The 17,476-nt window shown below is 60.0% G+C and carries 20 protein-coding genes; all 20 read right to left on the bottom strand.

Translation table 11 applies throughout. From position 1 onward, the window contains the following. Positions 1 to 10: 10 nt before the first annotated feature. Positions 11 to 805: an isoprenyl transferase gene (locus tag BTUS_RS07605; protein WP_052300581.1), complete on the bottom strand. Its 795-nt coding sequence runs from the start codon at positions 803 to 805 to the stop codon at positions 11 to 13. Positions 806 to 837: 32 nt separating this feature from the next. Further along, a complete protein-coding gene (gene frr / locus BTUS_RS07600; protein WP_041305333.1) occupies positions 838 to 1,380 on the bottom strand; it encodes a ribosome recycling factor in 543 nt (180 codons plus the stop codon). 8 nt (positions 1,381 to 1,388) lie between these two features. Beyond that, positions 1,389 to 2,114: a UMP kinase gene (gene pyrH / locus BTUS_RS07595; protein ID WP_013075528.1), complete on the bottom strand. Its 726-nt coding sequence runs from the start codon at positions 2,112 to 2,114 to the stop codon at positions 1,389 to 1,391. Positions 2,115 to 2,204: 90 nt separating this feature from the next. After that, the gene (gene tsf, locus BTUS_RS07590) at positions 2,205 to 2,855 is read right to left on the bottom strand and encodes a translation elongation factor Ts (RefSeq protein ID WP_013075527.1); all 651 of its coding nucleotides are present in this window, start codon (positions 2,853 to 2,855) and stop codon (positions 2,205 to 2,207) included. Between the two features lie 97 nt (positions 2,856 to 2,952). Then, positions 2,953 to 3,648: a 30S ribosomal protein S2 gene (gene rpsB, locus BTUS_RS07585; RefSeq protein WP_013075526.1), complete on the bottom strand. Its 696-nt coding sequence runs from the start codon at positions 3,646 to 3,648 to the stop codon at positions 2,953 to 2,955. 128 nt (positions 3,649 to 3,776) lie between these two features. Next, positions 3,777 to 4,244 (bottom strand): hypothetical protein, encoded by a 468-nt coding sequence (locus BTUS_RS16840; RefSeq protein WP_013075525.1) that lies wholly within the window; start codon positions 4,242 to 4,244, stop codon positions 3,777 to 3,779. A 44-nt stretch (positions 4,245 to 4,288) separates the two neighbouring features. Further along, complete coding sequence (locus BTUS_RS07580) at positions 4,289 to 5,722, bottom strand: DUF342 domain-containing protein (RefSeq protein ID WP_013075524.1); 1,434 nt, start codon at positions 5,720 to 5,722, stop codon at positions 4,289 to 4,291. A gap of 14 nt (positions 5,723 to 5,736) precedes the next feature. Further along, positions 5,737 to 6,465 carry a sigma-70 family RNA polymerase sigma factor gene (locus BTUS_RS07575; protein ID WP_013075523.1) on the bottom strand — a complete coding sequence of 243 codons (729 nt, stop codon included), beginning with the start codon at positions 6,463 to 6,465 and terminating at the stop codon, positions 5,737 to 5,739. 15 nt (positions 6,466 to 6,480) lie between these two features. Then, a complete protein-coding gene (locus BTUS_RS07570; protein ID WP_041303916.1) occupies positions 6,481 to 6,876 on the bottom strand; it encodes a hypothetical protein in 396 nt (131 codons plus the stop codon). Further along, entirely contained in the window at positions 6,873 to 7,361 is a 489-nt protein-coding gene (locus BTUS_RS07565; RefSeq protein WP_013075522.1) for a chemotaxis protein CheD, read from the bottom strand. Before BTUS_RS07565 ends, BTUS_RS07570 begins: the two co-directional genes overlap by 4 nt. Further along, on the bottom strand, positions 7,358 to 7,963 hold the full coding sequence (locus tag BTUS_RS07560; RefSeq protein WP_013075521.1) for a chemotaxis protein CheC: 606 nt from the start codon (positions 7,961 to 7,963) through the stop codon (positions 7,358 to 7,360). The genes BTUS_RS07565 and BTUS_RS07560 overlap by 4 nt, the downstream gene beginning before the upstream one ends. 7 nt (positions 7,964 to 7,970) lie before the next feature. Next, entirely contained in the window at positions 7,971 to 8,450 is a 480-nt protein-coding gene (locus BTUS_RS07555) for a chemotaxis protein CheW (protein WP_013075520.1), read from the bottom strand. 15 nt (positions 8,451 to 8,465) lie between these two features. After that, complete coding sequence (locus BTUS_RS07550) at positions 8,466 to 10,568, bottom strand: chemotaxis protein CheA (protein ID WP_013075519.1); 2,103 nt, start codon at positions 10,566 to 10,568, stop codon at positions 8,466 to 8,468. A gap of 11 nt (positions 10,569 to 10,579) precedes the next feature. Next, positions 10,580 to 11,137, bottom strand: coding sequence for a CheB methylesterase domain-containing protein (locus BTUS_RS07545; RefSeq protein WP_013075518.1), 558 nt, complete (start codon positions 11,135 to 11,137; stop codon positions 10,580 to 10,582). Between the two features lie 28 nt (positions 11,138 to 11,165). Next, on the bottom strand, positions 11,166 to 12,050 hold the full coding sequence (locus BTUS_RS07540; protein ID WP_013075517.1) for a MinD/ParA family protein: 885 nt from the start codon (positions 12,048 to 12,050) through the stop codon (positions 11,166 to 11,168). Positions 12,051 to 12,064: 14 nt separating this feature from the next. Continuing rightward, positions 12,065 to 13,255, bottom strand: coding sequence for a flagellar biosynthesis protein FlhF (gene flhF / locus BTUS_RS07535; protein WP_013075516.1), 1,191 nt, complete (start codon positions 13,253 to 13,255; stop codon positions 12,065 to 12,067). Next, on the bottom strand, positions 13,252 to 15,288 hold the full coding sequence (gene flhA, locus BTUS_RS07530) for a flagellar biosynthesis protein FlhA (RefSeq protein ID WP_013075515.1): 2,037 nt from the start codon (positions 15,286 to 15,288) through the stop codon (positions 13,252 to 13,254). The genes flhF and flhA overlap by 4 nt, the downstream gene beginning before the upstream one ends. Continuing rightward, complete coding sequence (flhB, locus tag BTUS_RS07525) at positions 15,285 to 16,463, bottom strand: flagellar biosynthesis protein FlhB (RefSeq protein WP_052300580.1); 1,179 nt, start codon at positions 16,461 to 16,463, stop codon at positions 15,285 to 15,287. Before flhB ends, flhA begins: the two co-directional genes overlap by 4 nt. Then, the gene (locus BTUS_RS07520; protein ID WP_013075513.1) at positions 16,412 to 17,203 is read right to left on the bottom strand and encodes a flagellar biosynthetic protein FliR; all 792 of its coding nucleotides are present in this window, start codon (positions 17,201 to 17,203) and stop codon (positions 16,412 to 16,414) included. Before BTUS_RS07520 ends, flhB begins: the two co-directional genes overlap by 52 nt. Further along, complete coding sequence (gene fliQ / locus BTUS_RS07515) at positions 17,200 to 17,469, bottom strand: flagellar biosynthesis protein FliQ (protein ID WP_013075512.1); 270 nt, start codon at positions 17,467 to 17,469, stop codon at positions 17,200 to 17,202. The genes BTUS_RS07520 and fliQ overlap by 4 nt, the downstream gene beginning before the upstream one ends. Positions 17,470 to 17,476: the final 7 nt, after the last annotated feature.

Below are 17,476 nucleotides of genomic sequence, written 5' to 3'. Positions count from 1 at the left end.
CCCGCACTCCTTATTGTCCGCTGTGCACATCTGAAGGCGGGAGACTGCCCACCCCGCCAAACCGGCGCTTTCGGGATTGATAAGCTCGGACGGCTTCGAACAGATGCTCTCGGGTGAAATCCGGCCACAGCACCTCGGTGAACCACAGTTCGGAATAAGCGATTTGCCACAATAGAAAATTGCTGATCCTGAGTTCTCCGCTGGTGCGAATCAACAGATCGGGATCTGGCAGGTCCCGCGTTTGCAGAGCAGCGGAAATCGTGGCTTCGTCCACGTCCTCGGGACCAAGTTCCCCGTCCTGAACCCGGCGGGCGATCGACCGAACGGCATTCACCAACTCAGCCCGAGCCCCGTAGTTGAGCGCGAAATTCAGAATGAGACCCGTATTGTTCCGAGTGCGTCCCATGGCCGCCTCCACCGCCCGCAGGGTGTGAGGCGGAAGACCATCCGTCTCCCCGATGAGGCGGACCCGTACCCCGTGTTCGTCTAACTCTTGCAACTCCCGATCCAGAAACTCTTGGGGCAGTCGCATGAGGTAATCCACTTCTTCAGGAGGCCGTTTCCAATTCTCCGTCGAGAACGCGTAAAGGGTCAACACTTGGATCCCGATCTCATCCGCTGCTCGGGTGACCTCTTTCACAGCCTTCATCCCCGCGCGGTGCCCCGCGACCCTGGGCAATCCCCGCCGGTGCGCCCACCGCCCGTTGCCATCCATGATAATGGCCACGTGGCGGGGAAGATTGACTGGATTCACGTGCAGAGAGGATACGGGTTGACCCTTTCGCATTCCCCATCTCGGATTCATCCACCCCACGCCTTTCGTCGGACGTCTTTCCGTCAGACTTCAGTGATTTCCTTTTCCTTGGCGGCCAACAGACGGTCGATCTCCTCAATGAACCGATCGGTTAACCCCTGAATCCGCTCCTGCAGTCTCCGGCCCTCATCCTCAGAGACCGAGCCGTCTTTCTCGCTTTTCCTGATCTCGTCGTTGGCTTCCCTCCGGATATTGCGAATGGCCACCCGGGATTCCTCGGCGAGTTTGCGCACCATCCTGGCCAATTCTTGCCGCCTTTCTTGGGTGAGCTGGGGAATAGCCAAACGGATCACTTGCCCGTCGTTGGTGGGCGTCAGTCCCAAATCCGATTTCAAAATAGCTTTTTCGATCTCGGCGAGGGCACCCTTGTCCCAGGGCTGGATCACCAGCAGTCGGGGTTCCGGGGCGGTGATGCTCGCCAATTGATGAATCGGCATGGAGGTTCCGTAATATTCGACGGTGACCTTATCCAACAGCCCCGGCGTCGCCCTTCCCGCCCTGACAGAAGCAAATTCTTTTTTCAGCGCTTGAAGTGATTTATTCATCCGTTCCTCGGCCTGTTTCATCAGGTCGCTCACCGCTGTTCCCTCCAAACCGTGGTTCCGATCGGCTCGCCGAGCACAGCCCGTCGGATATTGCCATCCTCGGTGATGGCGAAGACGATGATCGGAATGTCGTTATCCATGCAGAGGGACGTGGCGGTGGAGTCCATCACCGCCAACCCCCGGTTCAAGACGTCAAGAAAGCTGAGGGTTGCAAATTTTTTCGCCCCGGGGTTTTTCGCCGGATCGGCGTCATACACGCCATCCACCCGGTTTTTCGCCATGAGAATCACGTCTGCCTCGATCTCCGCCGCCCGCAGCGCCGCTGTGGTGTCGGTGGAGAAATACGGATTCCCCGTGCCGCCGGCAAAAATCACAACCCGACCCTTTTCCAGATGCCGAATCGCCCGGCGTCGGATGTACGGTTCCGCCACCTGCCGCATCTCAATGGACGTCTGTACCCGGGTGTCCACCCCGATCTTTTCCAGCGCATCCTGCAAAGCCAGGGCATTCAACACTGTGGCCAGCATGCCCATGTAGTCGGCGGTGGCGCGGTCCATTCCCTGGGCGGTGCCGGACACGCCCCGCCATATGTTTCCCCCTCCCACCACCACGGCCACCTGGACTCCGAGTTCCACAATCTCCCGCACCTGCCTGGCCACAGAAGCCAGGACAGCCCCATCGATGCCGTAACCCGTGTCCCCGGCAAGGGCTTCGCCGCTGAGCTTCAGGACCACCCGCGCGTATTTCGGCTGCACCTTCCGCCAACCCCCCGACCACCGTCTGTCTCATCAGACCTCGACCCCGACTTATCGGTTGCACCCCCCCGGCCAGCGGTCGGGCGCCCCTCACCGTTTGACCTGAGCCATGACCTCTTCGGCAAAGTTTTCTTCTTTTTTCTCCAAGCCCTCGCCCAGTTCAAAACGGGCGAATCGGCGCACCGAAATGTTCTCCCCGATCTTCGAGATCTTTTCTTTCACCAATTGTTCAACCGTGATATCGGGATTTTTGATAAAAGGTTGTTCCAACAGGCAAGCTTCTTTGAAAAACTTCTCCAACCGCCCCTCCACCATGCGTTCCACGATGGCCGCCGACTTTCCTTCCGCCTCGGCCTGGGCGCGGTAAATGGACTTCTCCTTTTCAATCACCTCGGCGGGAACCTCGTCCCGCCGGACGTATTCCGGACGGGCCGCAGCCACTTGCATCGCGATGTCTTTGACCAGGCCCCGGAATTCATCGGTGTTGGCGACGAAGTCCGTTTCGCAGTTCACCTCGACAAGGACGCCGATGCGCCCTCCTCCGTGAATATACGCTTCCACCAACCCCTCCGTTGCCACCCGACCGGCCTTTTTCGCGGCGGCCGCCAGTCCTCTCTCCCGCAACAGTTGAATGGCCTTATCCATGTCCCCTTCGGCGTCGGTGAGCGCCCTTTTACAGTCCATCATCCCGGCGCCGGTTCGATCCCTCAATTCTTTCACCTGTGCGGCAGTAATCGCCACGATCCCACTCCTCCTTACGAGTTCATCGGAAATTATCACAAAAAAAAGGGTGGACGGGGGCGGGCGGCCCTCTTCAACCACCCTCGGAACTCTGTGATCACGCGGTCTGTTCGCCTTGGCTCCCCTCCAGGACGGCGTCCGCCATCTTCGCGGTAAGCAGTTTCACCGCCCGGATGGCATCATCGTTGCCTGGGATGACGTAGTCAATTTCGTCGGGATCGCAGTTCGTGTCCACGATGGCGACGATCGGAATCCCGAGTTTGCGCGCCTCCGCCACGGCAATCCGCTCTTTCCGGGGGTCGATGACGAACAGAGCTCCGGGCAGATCTTTCATCCCTTTGATCCCGCCCAAAAACTTCTCCAGGCGCTCCTTTTCTTTTCTTAAAAGGTTAACCTCTTTTTTTGGCAACACCTCAAAAGTGCCGTCTTCCTCCATCCGCTCCAACTCGTGCAGGCGGTCAATCCGCCGGCGTATCGTTTGAAAATTGGTCAGCGTACCTCCCAACCAACGCTGATTGACATAAAACATCCCACATCGTTCCGCTTCTTCGCGCACCGAATCCTGGGCCTGTTTTTTCGTTCCCACAAAAAGCAGGGTCTTGCCTTCCTCAGCAAGGGAGCGAACGAATTGATAAGCCTCTTCGACCTTTTTCACTGTCTTCTGCAGATCGATGATATAAATCCCGTTGCGCTCCGTGAAAATGTACTTTTGCATCTTCGGGTTCCACCGGCGGGTTTGGTGGCCAAAATGGACCCCGGCCTCTAAAAGCTGCTTCATCGAAATAATGGCCATGACTTGATCCTCCTCAGTTGGTTTTGCACCTCCGCACACTTCATCCCCGACCGGGGCCCCTTCGGGCACCACCGGCCTGATCCGCGCACGTGTGGAATTGTGCCAAACGTAACTATAGCATATTCATCTCAGCCGTTGCAATCCGGCGTTGTCGTCTTCTGGTCACTTTGAGTTCCTGTGGCGCGCCGTCGGCGCCGCTCGGCGAGTGCCGCCATCAGTTGAACCTCCCCGACTCCCCGGCCGGAGCGTTTCGCCCACTCCTCCATCGATAGGGAAACTGTGCCCGCGAATCCCGGCAACTCCCCTCCATCCGGGTACCCCCAAGCGCCGTCTTCGCCAGGGTGCATCTCGGCCCTCCATCCAGAATCCAGAGACCGGTTCGCTCGTCCCTCCGCCGGGTTTTGTCCCCGGGCCGGGACCGCGCCGTCCCCGGATCTCGTCATCCGGCTGTTCAACAATTGTTCCAGTAGAAGGATCTTTTGCTCCAGGGCGCGAATGGCTTCGTCCCGTTCCTTCAGAAGACGCTCAATCTCATCGAGCAGAAGATCATTTTCCTCCTGAATACGGTGAATCAATTCCTCCCACTGCGGGTCCACACCCACCCCTCCTCCGCCATCGACAAGGCTGAGCCCGCCGGAGTTCATCCCTGCGGAGATACCCGAATTTCACCCCCGTCCAGAGTAAATCGCACCCGGTCCATCTCCTGGATCACCGCATACACGGCGTTGCCGATGATGATTTTCACGCCGGGGTACACCTTGTGAGCAGTGACGGCAGCATCTTGAAACTGCCGCATGTCTTCGGCAATCATCTGTAGTTCGAGTCGACTCTCCTGAATTCGTTCGTCCAACTCGGCCAAATCGCGCTGCAGCTTTTGTTTCATCCCCAGTGTCTCCGGATCCTGGCGCACCTGCAACCGTTTCTCCAGGACCTGCATGGCCAGGCGCAATTTCGATCGCTGGCCGTCCATCCGGCGCAGATCTTCCTGAACATTTCGCCAACGATCCCGAACGGTTTGCGGGAGCCCCACGGCCACAGTGGTGGGGACGGCCATGGGAGAACCCAGGACTGCGGCCCGGATCCGATGCACCGCTGTACACGTCCCACCGGCAATGGTGCCCGCCGGGGATAGGACTTCGATATCCCGGCCTGCCGAGGTCTCACTGTGAAGGATACTGCGCTGGGCCACGACGTCGAATTCCGCCGATACCCGCCCTTGTTGGATGAACTTCGCCTGAACGGAGCCCCCGGCCCGCACAGACCCTCGGGTGCCCCCGTAGATGCCGGCACCCACCTTCACATCGCCGCCACTTTCGACGATGCCCCCGTCCACGGCCCCGTCAATGACCACATCTCCGCTCGCCTTCACCCGAAATCCGGGTTGAACAGAACCGCCGATATGGAGGCTCCCTTCAAAAGAGACATGGCCGACTCCGTAATCCACATCCCCCTGAACCCGGTACATCGGCTGAACATCGATCCGTCTGCGCCGCTGGTTGTACACGGGGTGGCCCGCCACCCGAGCCAAAACTGTTGTATGATCCTCGTTCCACTGAGCACCCGGTCCCAGAACCACAGCGATCGCCCCGGGCGTCGGGGCGGGTATCGACACCCCTCGGACGCTCGTTCCGTTTTTTCCAGGAATCGGAGGCACCAGGCGGATAAGAGGTGTTCCGGGGGACACCGATGGAATGCCGCCGCGATCGCGCAAATCCACCCGATTCGCCCCGCTGCCGGGGTCCCGGGGCTCCCCTTGCGCTCCCTCCGCCTTGGAATCTTGTGTCAGCCACTCAATCCCACCGGGTTGTCCAGGTTCCGGTGGAATCCCCCGGGCGACCTCCACCCAACTTGCCCCGTCATCCGCCCGTACAGCGAGAAGCCTCTCCAGTCCCTCCTCAACCACCCCGAAATGAATACCCGATTTCAGCAAAAAAGATTCCACGTCCGCGCTCGTCCACCTGGCCCGTTCCTCCGGCGGTGTACCAGGTTTCCACCGGGCCCGGGCGGTCAGACCATCTGAACTAATTTCGACCTCCAGCACGCTTCCGATGTCCGGTTCCCGCTCCTGTCCCATCCTTCGCTCCCCCATCACTCCATCAAATCTGCCCGATGCCGCGCCAACCGGCTTCTCAACCGCAAAAGGGCTTTGGAGTGGAGTTGACTGACCCGGGCAGGCGTAACCCCGAGAACGGCAGCGACCTCTCGAAACGACAATCCTTCAATATAATGTAGGGACAGGACATACTTCTCCCTCTCAGGAAGTGCCGTGATCGCTTCAGCCAACATCTGTCTGACGGCCTGGCGGGACACCGTCTGCGCCGGATCCACACCTTCCGGATCGGGAATCGCATCGGCAATGCGGAAAGACTCCCCGTCCTCGGTGTGTATGACGCGGTCCAAAGAAATCGGATGGAACCTCTCAAACTCTTCCAGCCACCCGATAAACGTCCCCCGGTCCACACCCAGTTCTTTACACATCTCCTCATCGCTGCCCGATTTTCCTTTGGAAAACAAGCGCTCATAAGCCTCTTGAACCTTCTTAACCCGTTCCCAGCGCCTCCTGGACGCCGGGCCCTCAGCCCGGACGCCGTCGATCATCGCGCCGCGTATCCGCAGACGGGCAAACACCTCGAAAGGAGTTTCCTGCCCGGGGTCGTACCGCCGGGCTGCCTCCAACAACCCGAGCATCCCAAAGGAAACCAAGTCTTCCATGGCTGCGGGCTTGAAACGGGATTTCAACCGGCGTGCTATATTTTCAACCATAGGCAAATAAAGGGTGATGTCCAAAGGCTCGGACTGTACACCAGGCTTCTCCATCGTCCCGCCCCCCGTCTACCGGCGACGTTGCACCCAGGCTGCCAAATCTGTCCACTGCCCCGCCTTCGCCCCATCTGCGTCCGGCCGCGGGGAGGGAAGCGGAGAGGCATCCAGCGTCGAGTCACCCTCGGCCTCCGCCCTGGTGATCTCCTCCCCTTCGGATTCGGGCGGCCGCCCACCCACGGCCAACTGCGCGAGATCGTCATCATCCGGCTCTGACCGCAGGTCGATGGTCGAAGGAGCCGCCTCGACCACCCACCTCCGCACCCCCTCCGCCACCAGGACCACAGTGGTCAACACCACCGCAGACACCCCGGTCCGCAACAGAGCCGTCGTCCACACGTGCCCAGCCGCCACCGCGATCAGAAAAAAAGCTCCACTTCCGAAAACCGGGACCGTCCACAGCTTCATAGCACGATCAGTCCCCCCCGCACCGTGCGCACCCACAAACGGCCGTCTTCGCTGTGCAACTCGATGGTCCTCCCGGTGGAACCGCCGACATCCTCCCCAACCATTGGAATCCCCCACTTGGCCAGGGCCCTGCGACAGGCGTCGACATTCCGGGGGCCAATCTTCAGCAAATCGTTTTTCCCGGCAAACGCGAACATCTGGGCACCTCCGGCCATTTTGGCCCGTAAACGTTCGACCCGGGCGCCGTTTTGCTGCATCATTTCCACCAGCCAGTCCACCCCCGTATCGGCGAACTTCGCCCTGGGGGGGTCAGTAAACCCCTCGGCGGAAGGGAGCATAATGTGAACCAGCCCCGCCACTTTTGTTTGCGGATCCCACAGGGCAACCCCCACGCAGGAGCCGAGACCCACAGATCGCAGGCGATCCGGACAACGGACCACTTTTAAATCTGCCATGCCGACATGGACCACTTGGCCGGCGATCACTCTCCGCCCACCCCCAAGGCCGTCAGCAAAGGCAACACACTGTCGGGGTCGGGCACGAGGAGAAAATGGCACCAGACATCCAATTCTTCGATATGGGCGCCGGTGTGCACGATCAGGCATTGGTCGGCATCCGCGGTGAGCATCCCGACTTCTAAAATCGCCTGGGCCATGTCCACGGCCACGGCGGGTACAGAAGTCTCCACCTTGCCGTGGGTGAAATCACTCAGCGAGATGAGATATGCGGATATCAGAATATTGCCGATTTCTCCCAGAGCGGATAAGGCCATCTCACTTTGAAGGTCGTCACCGAAGTCGCCCTCCGTCCACATGGCCCGGAGTACGGCTCGGGCCGAACAGGCTGGAATGATGAAAAAAAGGTTGCCGGGATAATCTCCTCCGATGCGGAAATAGGTGCCCACTACGACGTCCTCTGCGCCGCCCACGGCGTCCACCACGTGATCAAAATCCAGCACCTGAACCGTGGGCACCGTGATCCGAACCGGTCGCTGCAGGAGAAGGGCCAAGCTCGTGGCCGCGTGGCCCGCCCCGATGTTTCCCACTTCCCGGAGGGCATCGAGGTGTCGATCGCCGAGCGGTTGCACCGGCGCCTCACCAAGACATCGCGCCGAGCTGGGCCACTTCCTGGACGCTCAGCACCCGGTCGAGATTGAGCAAGACCAGCAGTCGGTCGTCCAGTTTTGCCACTCCGCGAAGATACTCCGCCTTGACACCACCCACCACGGCCGGAGGGGGATCCACCCGAGACATGGGGACGTCGATGACGTCATTGGCCGCATCCACCACTAAGCCCACCTCCATTTCCCCGACAGCCACCACGACGATCCGGGTATCGTCCGTGTACTCCACTTCGGGGAGGCCAAACCTTGCCCGCAAGTCGATAATGGGCGTCACCACGCCGCGCAGATTGATGACCCCTTTAACGAAGGCGGGCGTCCGGGGAACCCGGGTGATCTTTTGCATGCGTTCAATAGACAGAACTTGAGAAACCTCGACCCCGTATTCCTCTGTCGCCAATTGAAAAACGATCACTTTGACTTCTCGATCCGGTTCTTGAGATTTCTGCTCCATCCGGAATGCCCCCTCTCACGCCGCAAGAAAAGCATTGCAGTCGATGATTAGCGCCACCTGCCCATCACCGAGCACCGTGGCACCGGCGATGGAAAACACTTGTTGCAAATACCGCCCGAGAGACTTCAGCACAATTTCCTGTTGACCGAGAAACTCATCCACGATAAACCCAGCGAACCTGTCCCCCCGGCGCACGATCAGGACATTTTCTTCATCTTTGGTTTCCTGGCGTCGAAGCTCGTACAACCGTTCCAAATCGATCAGTGGAATGACCCGCCCTCTAAAGGGGATCACCTGCTGCCCGTGAAGGTCCCGGATGTCCCCTCGCTTCACGACGGCCGTCTCCACGATGGAGTGAAGGGGAACGGCATATTTTTCGCCGGCCAGGCTGACCAACATGGCTTGAATGATCGAGAGCGTCAGAGGTAATTGAATCACCCATTTCGTCCCTCGACCCGGACTGGATTCCACCGTGACCTTTCCCCCGACCTGCTCCAACTTGCTTTTCACAACATCCAAACCCACGCCCCGTCCGGAAACGTCGCTGACCGTGTCTTTCGTGCTGAATCCCGGTTGGAAAAGAAGGTCAAAAACCTGTCCGTCCGTCATCGAAGCCGCGTCATTGCGGTCAACAAGCCCCCGCTGCACAGCTTTTTGAATCACCTTCTCGCGATCCACGCCCCGGCCATCGTCAGACACCTCGATAAACACGTGGTTTCCGGAATGAAACGCCACCAGTTCCACTCGCCCCGCCTCGGGTTTGCCAAGTTTCCGGCGCTCCTCCGGCGTCTCAACTCCGTGATCTAAGGCGTTCCTCAGCAGGTGCACCAGGGGATCGCCAATCTCATCAATGACCGTACGGTCTAGGCCCGTATCCCCGCCGCGGACGACAAAATCGACACTCTTCCCCAACTCCCGGGCCAGGTCCCTGACCATGCGCGGGAAGCGATTGAACACCGTGTCCACGGGCACCATGCGAATCGTCATCACCAAGTTTTGAAGGTCGGCGCTGATTCTCGCCATGTGCTCGACTGTTGTCAGAAGGTCCTGATGTCCGGTTTGCTTCGCCAACTCTTCGATCCGGGTTCGGTCGATCACCAATTCGCTGAACAGGTTCATGAGGGTGTCCAACCGATCGATGTCCACCCGGACCGATTTGAGCGTCCGGTGATTCGTGGCCCTTTCTTCAGGGGCATCCCCCCGAGCTGTCGTGCGTACGCCCTTGGGAGAATCCGACTCACTTCCCGACCCGCTTCCTTCTCCCCGGCCGCCTGGGGCGAGACGTTCGGGCGATGATCCGTTCTCGGTGGTTCCAGCCCAAGGTTTGACCACCACCTCCCGGATCTCCGAAATCCCGAGCAGTGCTTTCTCCACGGCTTCGGGGGTTTCTTGTTTCAGAATGAGAAGCAGGCGGATGTCCAGATCCAGATTGCCCTGTTCCAGTTCCTCCACCGGAGGATCCACCTTGATCAATTCCCCGAATTGTTCACAGGCGTCCACCACCATGTAGGCCCGGGCAGCCTTTAAGACACATCCTTCATCGAGCCGGACGGTGATGCTCACCACCTGTAAGCCTTCCCGCCGGGCCTCTTCGGCGACAGACTTTTGGTACGCGTCCAGGACGAGGGCCGACCCTTGGGACCCGTCCATCTCCCGCCCACCTCCCGTCTGCCCCGCCGAAGACCCCTTACCGGCAGAGCCAGATCCGACGTCGGAAGCTCCGGTCCCGCCCCGGGATTCATCCAAAAGCCGCTGAAGGCCTTGCACCACGTCCTCGGTGGGAATCTCGGCCAAGTCCCCTCCTTCTTCCACCGCCGCGAGTTGAGCTTCCAACAGGTCGACGGCTTTGAACAGCACATCCATGTGGTCCGGGGTGATGGCCGCCCGACCGTTTCGGATCTCGTCCAGGACATTCTCCATGTCGTGCGTGACCCATACCATGGGCTCAAAACCCATGGTCGCCGCCATCCCCTTAATGGTGTGCGCCGATCGAAAAACGGCGTGGATCGCCTCATGGTCCGAGGCATCCCGCTCGAGAACCAGCAGTTGTTCGTTCAGTTGCTGCAGATGCTCCTTCGTTTCTTCAATAAACATGACGAGGTATTCACTGTTCTCCACCGTACCACCCCCTACCTGTTCATGGACAACTTCATCAGGAGGGCGGGGATTTCCTCTAGATCTGCAACGTAATCCACACATCCGCGTTCGATGGCGGCCCGGGGCATTCCGAACACCACAGAACTCTCCTTAGACTGGGCGATGGTGATTCCCCCCCGGCGATGAATGTCCTCCATCCCCTCGGCCCCGTCCTTCCCCATGCCCGTCAAGAGGACGGCGATCACCGGTCGATGAGCCGCTCTGGCCGCCGAGTCAAACAGCACATCCACGGAAGGGACATGGTTGTGCCACGGTGTCTCTTCCCCAAGTTGTACAAACCAACCTTCAGGATCCCGATGGACTCTCATCTGTCGACCCCCAGGGGCAACGGCCACGGTTCCCGGCTTCAGTCGATCTCCCTGAGCGGCCTCAAACACCTGAAGTGACGACTCTTGGTTGAGCCTGGCGGCAAAAATCCGGGTGAAGGCCTCGGGCATATGTTGCACCACAGCAATGGGCAGCGGAAAGGTTTTCGGAAGTCCTGACAAGATGAACGCAAGGGCGGTGGGTCCCCCCGTAGATGCCCCCATCACGACGAGCTCCGCCGCGCCCCACCTTTTATCCGCGCCCGAGGGCATGCTGCAGTTTCCAGATAAACTCGCGCCAGCCGCGCCGACTCGGGGGGCTCTCCGCCGGAGCGACCTCCTCACCGCCCATCAGGCGGCGGGCGATTTGTCGTACACACTGGGCAGCCCGGCTATCGGGAGCACTGAGAAGAAAGGGCGTTTGTCGAAAAACAGCCCGTCCCACCGCGGGATCCTCGAGAATATACCCCATCACACCCGGCTCGAAGGAAAGAAAGGTTTTCGAAACCTCGACCAATCGTTGAAACGTCTGTATCCCCTCCGAAAACGTCCGGCATCGGTTGACCACGATCCGAATACGGGCGCTTGGGGACCGCCGAACCAACACTTTGATCATGGCGTAGGCGTCCGCAAGGGCTGTGGGTTCCGGGGTTGTCACAAGCAGAATCTGATCCACACTTTCCAACAGGTGGAGGCTGGACTCACTCAGTCCAGCGCCGGTATCGACGATGACCCAGTCGAGCGTCGATTCCAAATCCATCAATTTATCGAAACACACCTTGACTTGATCCCTGGAAAGCTGGATCCAATCGGGCAAGGCCGTACCCCCTGAAATCCAGGAAATCCCTAAGGGGCCGGTCTGGACGACATCCGAAGCCAAAACCCCGGGCTGGGCCAAATCCAGCAAAGTTCGGCCCGCACCACTTCCCAGTAAAACATTCACGTTGGCAAATCCGACGTCGGTGTCCAAGATGAGGGTGTTGTTGTGCTCCTGTTGAAGAGCCAAGGCGACATTGACGGCCACGTTGGACTTTCCCACTCCTCCCTTCCCGCTGGTCACCGCCGCGGTCTTCAACGAGACTCCCCGGGGCCCGGACCGATGGGCCATCCTTTTGCGCAACTCGGATGCCTGATCCATCGTCTCCCCCCGTCCTAAAAGAGCCGCTGCGCCAGATAAGCGGCGTCCGCTTCGATAATGTCGTCCGGAACGCCTTGCCCGGTCGTGATGTACGCCACGGGTCGGGATTCCGCCAGTAGGAGATCAACCGCCGAGGCCAAGCTTTCCGTTTCATCCGCCTTGGTGAACAAGTATTTGTCGATCGCCACCTCCCGAAGTGCCTCCACCGTCCGGTACAAATCCCGGCCTTTCCCAGACAGGCTCAAGACGAGGTAGGTCTCGTCGGGCTTTGCGGCCTGAAGCATTTCGCGCAACGACAAAGCGTGTTCGCGCTGGGTGTAATTGCGCCCCGCCGTATCCACGAAGATGCGGTCATATTCTGCCAACTCCCCCACCGTACGCCGCATTTCTTCGGGGGTATACACGACGAAGCAAGGTATACCGATGATCTGGGCGTAGGTTCGCAGTTGGTCGACGGCGGCAATGCGGTACGTATCCGCTGTGATCAAGGCCACCCGGCGACCGGCGTCCAAAGTCTCGATGGCCGCGAGTTTCGCTATGGTGGTGGTTTTCCCCACCCCCGTGGGCCCTGCCAAGGCAATCACCCGGGACTCTGCCGCCATGGGTGAGCCGACCCAGGGCTGAAGTCGGCTGCGGACAATCTCCCGCAGCTGCTCGACCGTATGGGATATTTCCCAAGACCCGTCATCGGGAATCGAGAGAACCGCCTGCTCGGCCAGAGCCCGAGCCCGGCGCTCGTCCATGCCGCCGGCCACCAGGGCCTCGGCCAAGTGTACGAGAGCCCGGGCTGCCGGGGACTCCCCCGAGGCCGCGATCTTGCGGATGAGCTCTCGCCACCCCGCATCGGTCAGCTCCCGGGCATCGCCCGAAACACGTGACCGTCCGGTGGGGCCCGTCAATGGATCCGGGTACTGATTGCCTCGTGTGAGCTCGGCTCCCACCTCCCCGGGATCGGGGCCTGATAAAAAATCCACCTCAGGGCGGGGATCGGACCGGGGCCCGGTTGGCTGCGGTCCCTTGGCTCCTTGCCCGCCCCCATCTTCCACGGCGGCCACGATTTCGATCCGCTTTCTCCGCCGCCAGGGAACCCAGGGGGAGGCCGGCACTTCCCTCGTGTTGAGAATCACCGCCTCTCCCCCGAGCTCGTCCCGAACCCGGGCCAGGGCTGTCGCCATATCTTCGGCAGTAAATCGTTTGATCCTCACGATACATTCACCACCCCTGCCGTCTCAACATCCACCGCCGGATCGATCTCTTGGTAAGACAACACCGCTACGTCGGGCAGAGTACGCTCCAAGAGGCGACGCACATGAGACCGGATGTGTGGCGAGGTGACAATGACGGGATGCTGCCCCGCAGCCATGGCGCGCCGCACCTGATCCACCAACTGCCCGACCATCTGTTGGTGGACCCGGGGATCGAGGACCACGTAGGCGCCAAAATCCCCCCGGTGGATCGATTCCGCGATCTGCCGCTCAAGCCCCGGATGAAGGGTGATAGCGGTGAGTGGCTTGCCCGGGGCGGCCCAGCGCTGGGTAATGGTTCTCCGCAGGGCCTGGCGGGCGAACTCCGTCAAAAGTTCAGGGTCGTGAGTGGTCTTCACGGCGTCGGCCAAGGTTTCCACGATGGTGGCCAAATCCCGGATGGGCACTCCCTCCCGTAAAAGATTGGAGAGCACTTTCTGAACCTCGCCGTACCCCACCACATTCGGCACCACTTCGTCCACCAAGGCCGCGTGATGTCGGCGCAGAGCGTCGATCAACTGGCGGGTTTCTTGCCGTCCGACCAGTTCATAGGCGTGGCGCTTCAGGACTTCGGTCAGGTGAGTGGCCACCACTGAAGGCGGGTCCACCACGGTGTACCCTGAAAGCTCCGCTCTCTCTCTCATCTCCGGCCCGATCCACAGCGCGGGGAGCCCGAAAGCGGGTTCCTTTGTCGCCACCCCCACCACCTGGGGATCATCCACCCCAGGACTGATGGCCAGATAATAGCCCAACATCAATCGGCCCCTTGCCACTTCGGATCCTCGGATTTTGATGACGTACTCGTCCGGCTGCAACTGAATGTTGTCCCGAATCCGAACCACCGGAAGCACCACCCCGAGCTCCAGGGCCAACTGGCGTCGGATCATCACCACCCGGTCCAAAAGGTCCCCTCCCTGGGCGGCATCAGCCAAGGGAATCAGCCCATAGCCGAATTCGAATTCCACAGGATCCACCGGCACCATGGAGACGACACTTTCCGGCGTCCGAATCTCTTCGGTCTCCCGTTTCGCTTCCTGCGCCTGTTGTGCCACGGCATCCGCCCGGAGTCGGCTCAGCATCCTCCATCCCCCAAAAGCGATCACCCCAGCGACGGGCCAGGTCTTCACCCACCCGATGGGGGTCAGAATGCCGAGAAGAGCCAGTGCACCAGCCACCACGAAAAGCATTTTCGGGTAGGACAACAACTGGGTGATGACATCTCTCCCCATGTTGTTGTCGGAGGCGGCCCGGGTCACCACCAGTCCGGTGGCAGTCGAGATCAAAAGGGCGGGGATTTGGCTCACCAGACCGTCCCCCACTGACAGCAGGGTGTAATGACTGAGGGCTGTGTTGAAATCCTCATGGTTGACGGCCATCCCAATGATGAATCCCCCGATGATATTGATCACCACGATGATGATCGAGGCGATGGCATCCCCTTTGACGAACTTGCTCGCACCGTCCATGGCACCGTAGAAATCCGCCTCTCGTTCCACCGTCCGCCGGCGCTCCCGGGCTTCTTGTTCGGTAATCAACCCCGAGCTCAGATCCGCGTCGATACTGATCTGTTTACCCGGCATGGCGTCCAGGGTGAACCGGGCGGCTACTTCCGCCACCCGCTCAGCGCCCCGGGTGATGACCACAAACTGGATCACCGCAAGGATGGCGAACACGATCAGCCCGACCACCACGTTACCCCGCACCACGAAGTCGCCAAAGGTCTGAATCACTTCTCCGGCGTAGCCCACGGACAAAATCGATCGGGTGGACGAGACGTTCAGGGCGAGACGATATAAAGTCGTCAGCAACAAAAGGGGTGGGAAAACCGAAAACTGCAAGGGCTCCCCGACATTCATCGCAATGAGGAGAATAACCAGGGACAACCCCAAATTAATCACGAGCAAAAAATCGAGCAGAGAGGGAGGCAGCGGGATGACCATCATGACCACAATTCCGATCACGCCGACCAAAACGGCCAAATCTGTCCGTTTCATCGATCACTCCCCCTTCTTTCGCCCGTCCATCCCCGTAGGCGGTACACGTACGCCAACACCTCCGCCACCGCTTGGAACAACACTTCGGGGATGGCCTCCCCGATCTCCACCATGGCATGCAACCGCCTGGCCAGGGGCGGATTTTCCACCACCGGGACTCCGTAATGCCGGGCGGTCTCCCGGATTCTCCACGCCCAGGCATCGGCCCCTTTGGCGATGACCACCGGCGTGTCCATCGAATCCGGCTCATACCGGAGGGCCACGGCGTAGTGGGTGGGGTTCGTGATAACCACCGTGGCTTTTGGCACCTCCTGCATCATCCGCCGTTGAGCCAGGGCCCGTTGCCGTTCCCGGATTTTGCGTTTAATGGTCGGATTGCCCTCGGTGCGCTTGAACTCCTCTTTGACTTCTTGTTTGGTCATCCGAAGTTGACGTTCGAAGGATACCCGCTGGTACCACGCATCGAGGATCGCAAGTCCAAGCAGGGCGAGGCTCGCTTCAAGGGCCACGTTCCACAACTGGTCGCCGGTCCACCCGGCCAGGGCCGTGGGGTCCATCCCTCCCAAACTCCCGGAGCTTTCGAAAATTTGCCTGGCCAGGCTGTACCCGATGCCGCCGAGAATGGCGATTTTTAGAATCATCTTGGCTCCTTCCACCAGGGAGCGGAGCGAGAATAACCGGCGGAACCCCTCCACAGGGGAAATCCGCTTCCACTGGGGGGACGCGGCTTTGAACGCGAAAAGTCCCCCGACCTGGATGAACCCCGTGGCCAGCCCCGCTGCGGCCGGCAACAAAAGAAACAGGATGAGACTTGAAAAAACCCCCATCACCTGCCCACCCATCCACGCCAGCCACCCGTCCGGCGTCGAGAATTGGATTGGAGAACCGGTGATAAAGGAGGCGAACAACCTCCGCCATTCATCGATCCACGTCTCGCCCAGGGCCCGCACGGCCAAAACTGCGGCAAGCAAAACCAGTGCCGCCGTGAGGTCCGCACTGCGTGCCGCCTGACCTTCCTTTCTGGCTTCCTGGCGGCGACGGGGAGTGGGAGTTTCCGTTTTCTCCTCGGCAAACCACTGCAGGTCCCAGAGATAGCGAGTGGCCGCCACCTTGTGCTCCAGGTTCAGCCCGTCCCCAGCGCTCGGAGCACCCCGTCCACCGCTTGATTCATCCATCCCATCACCCGCTCGATTCCGAGGATCAACACGGGCAACGTCCCGAGAGCAACCCCCCAGCCGGCGAGAATTTTGCCGGGCAGGGCGACAAACAACAGATTGGTCTGGGGCGCCGCCCGGGAAACAAAGGCCAGGATGACGTCGATCAACAGGAGCGTCAACAGAAGGGGCGCCGCCAATTGAACCCCGAGGATAAACAAGACCGCTACGCTTCTGGCCACCACTTCTGCCACGGGTCCCACCGGGATACCCGCACCCAGGTGGATCCATTCGAAACTGTGAAGCAGTGCCGAGAGCATCGCCAGATGACCGTCGATTCCCAAAAACACGACGCTGGTGAGCCACATTTGCCAGTTGGCGAGAATCGACCCATTGGTTCCAAATTGCGGATTGAAGAGGGTGACCATCGAGAAACCCATTTGGATATCGATGAGTTGCCCGGCCATCTCGGCAGCTGTAAAAAGAACGGAAGCGATGAACCCGATGGCAGCGCCGATCAACCACTGTTTCACCACCTCAAACAGATAGGCACTCAGCGCCAGTCCTGCCACCGCCGCCCCTTGGGCGGGAATGACCGCTTGCGCCACCAACAGAGCCACAACCCCAGCCAATCCCATTTGGACAGGCGCCGGCACCGCCCGACTCGAAAACACCGGGACGGTCATCACCCACCCGATGATCCGGGCCAAGATCAATAACCACACCTGAACCTGATCCACCAACGCCGCCAGGGAAATCATCGGATGAATCCGGACAACTGCCCGAAAATCCCCTCGGTGTAATCGAGCAGGGTGTGGAGCATCCACGGCCCCAACAGCAGAATCACCGCGAACACAGCGAGCACCTTTGGCAAGAACGTCAAGGTCGGTTCTTGAATCTGCGTCACCGCCTGGAAAATACTGATAATCAGCCCCACCACCAGGGTGAAGCCCAGGAAGGGCAGCGACAATAGCAAGGCGATTCGCAGCGTTTCCTGCCCAATCTGAAGCACGTTGTCCGGGCTCACCGCAACC

This window comes from Kyrpidia tusciae DSM 2912 (assembly GCF_000092905.1).
Lineage (GTDB): Bacteria > Bacillota > Bacilli > Kyrpidiales > Kyrpidiaceae > Kyrpidia > Kyrpidia tusciae.
The sequence above is the reverse complement of the archived record's forward strand: the minus strand, read 5'-3'. Positions and strand labels throughout refer to the sequence as shown.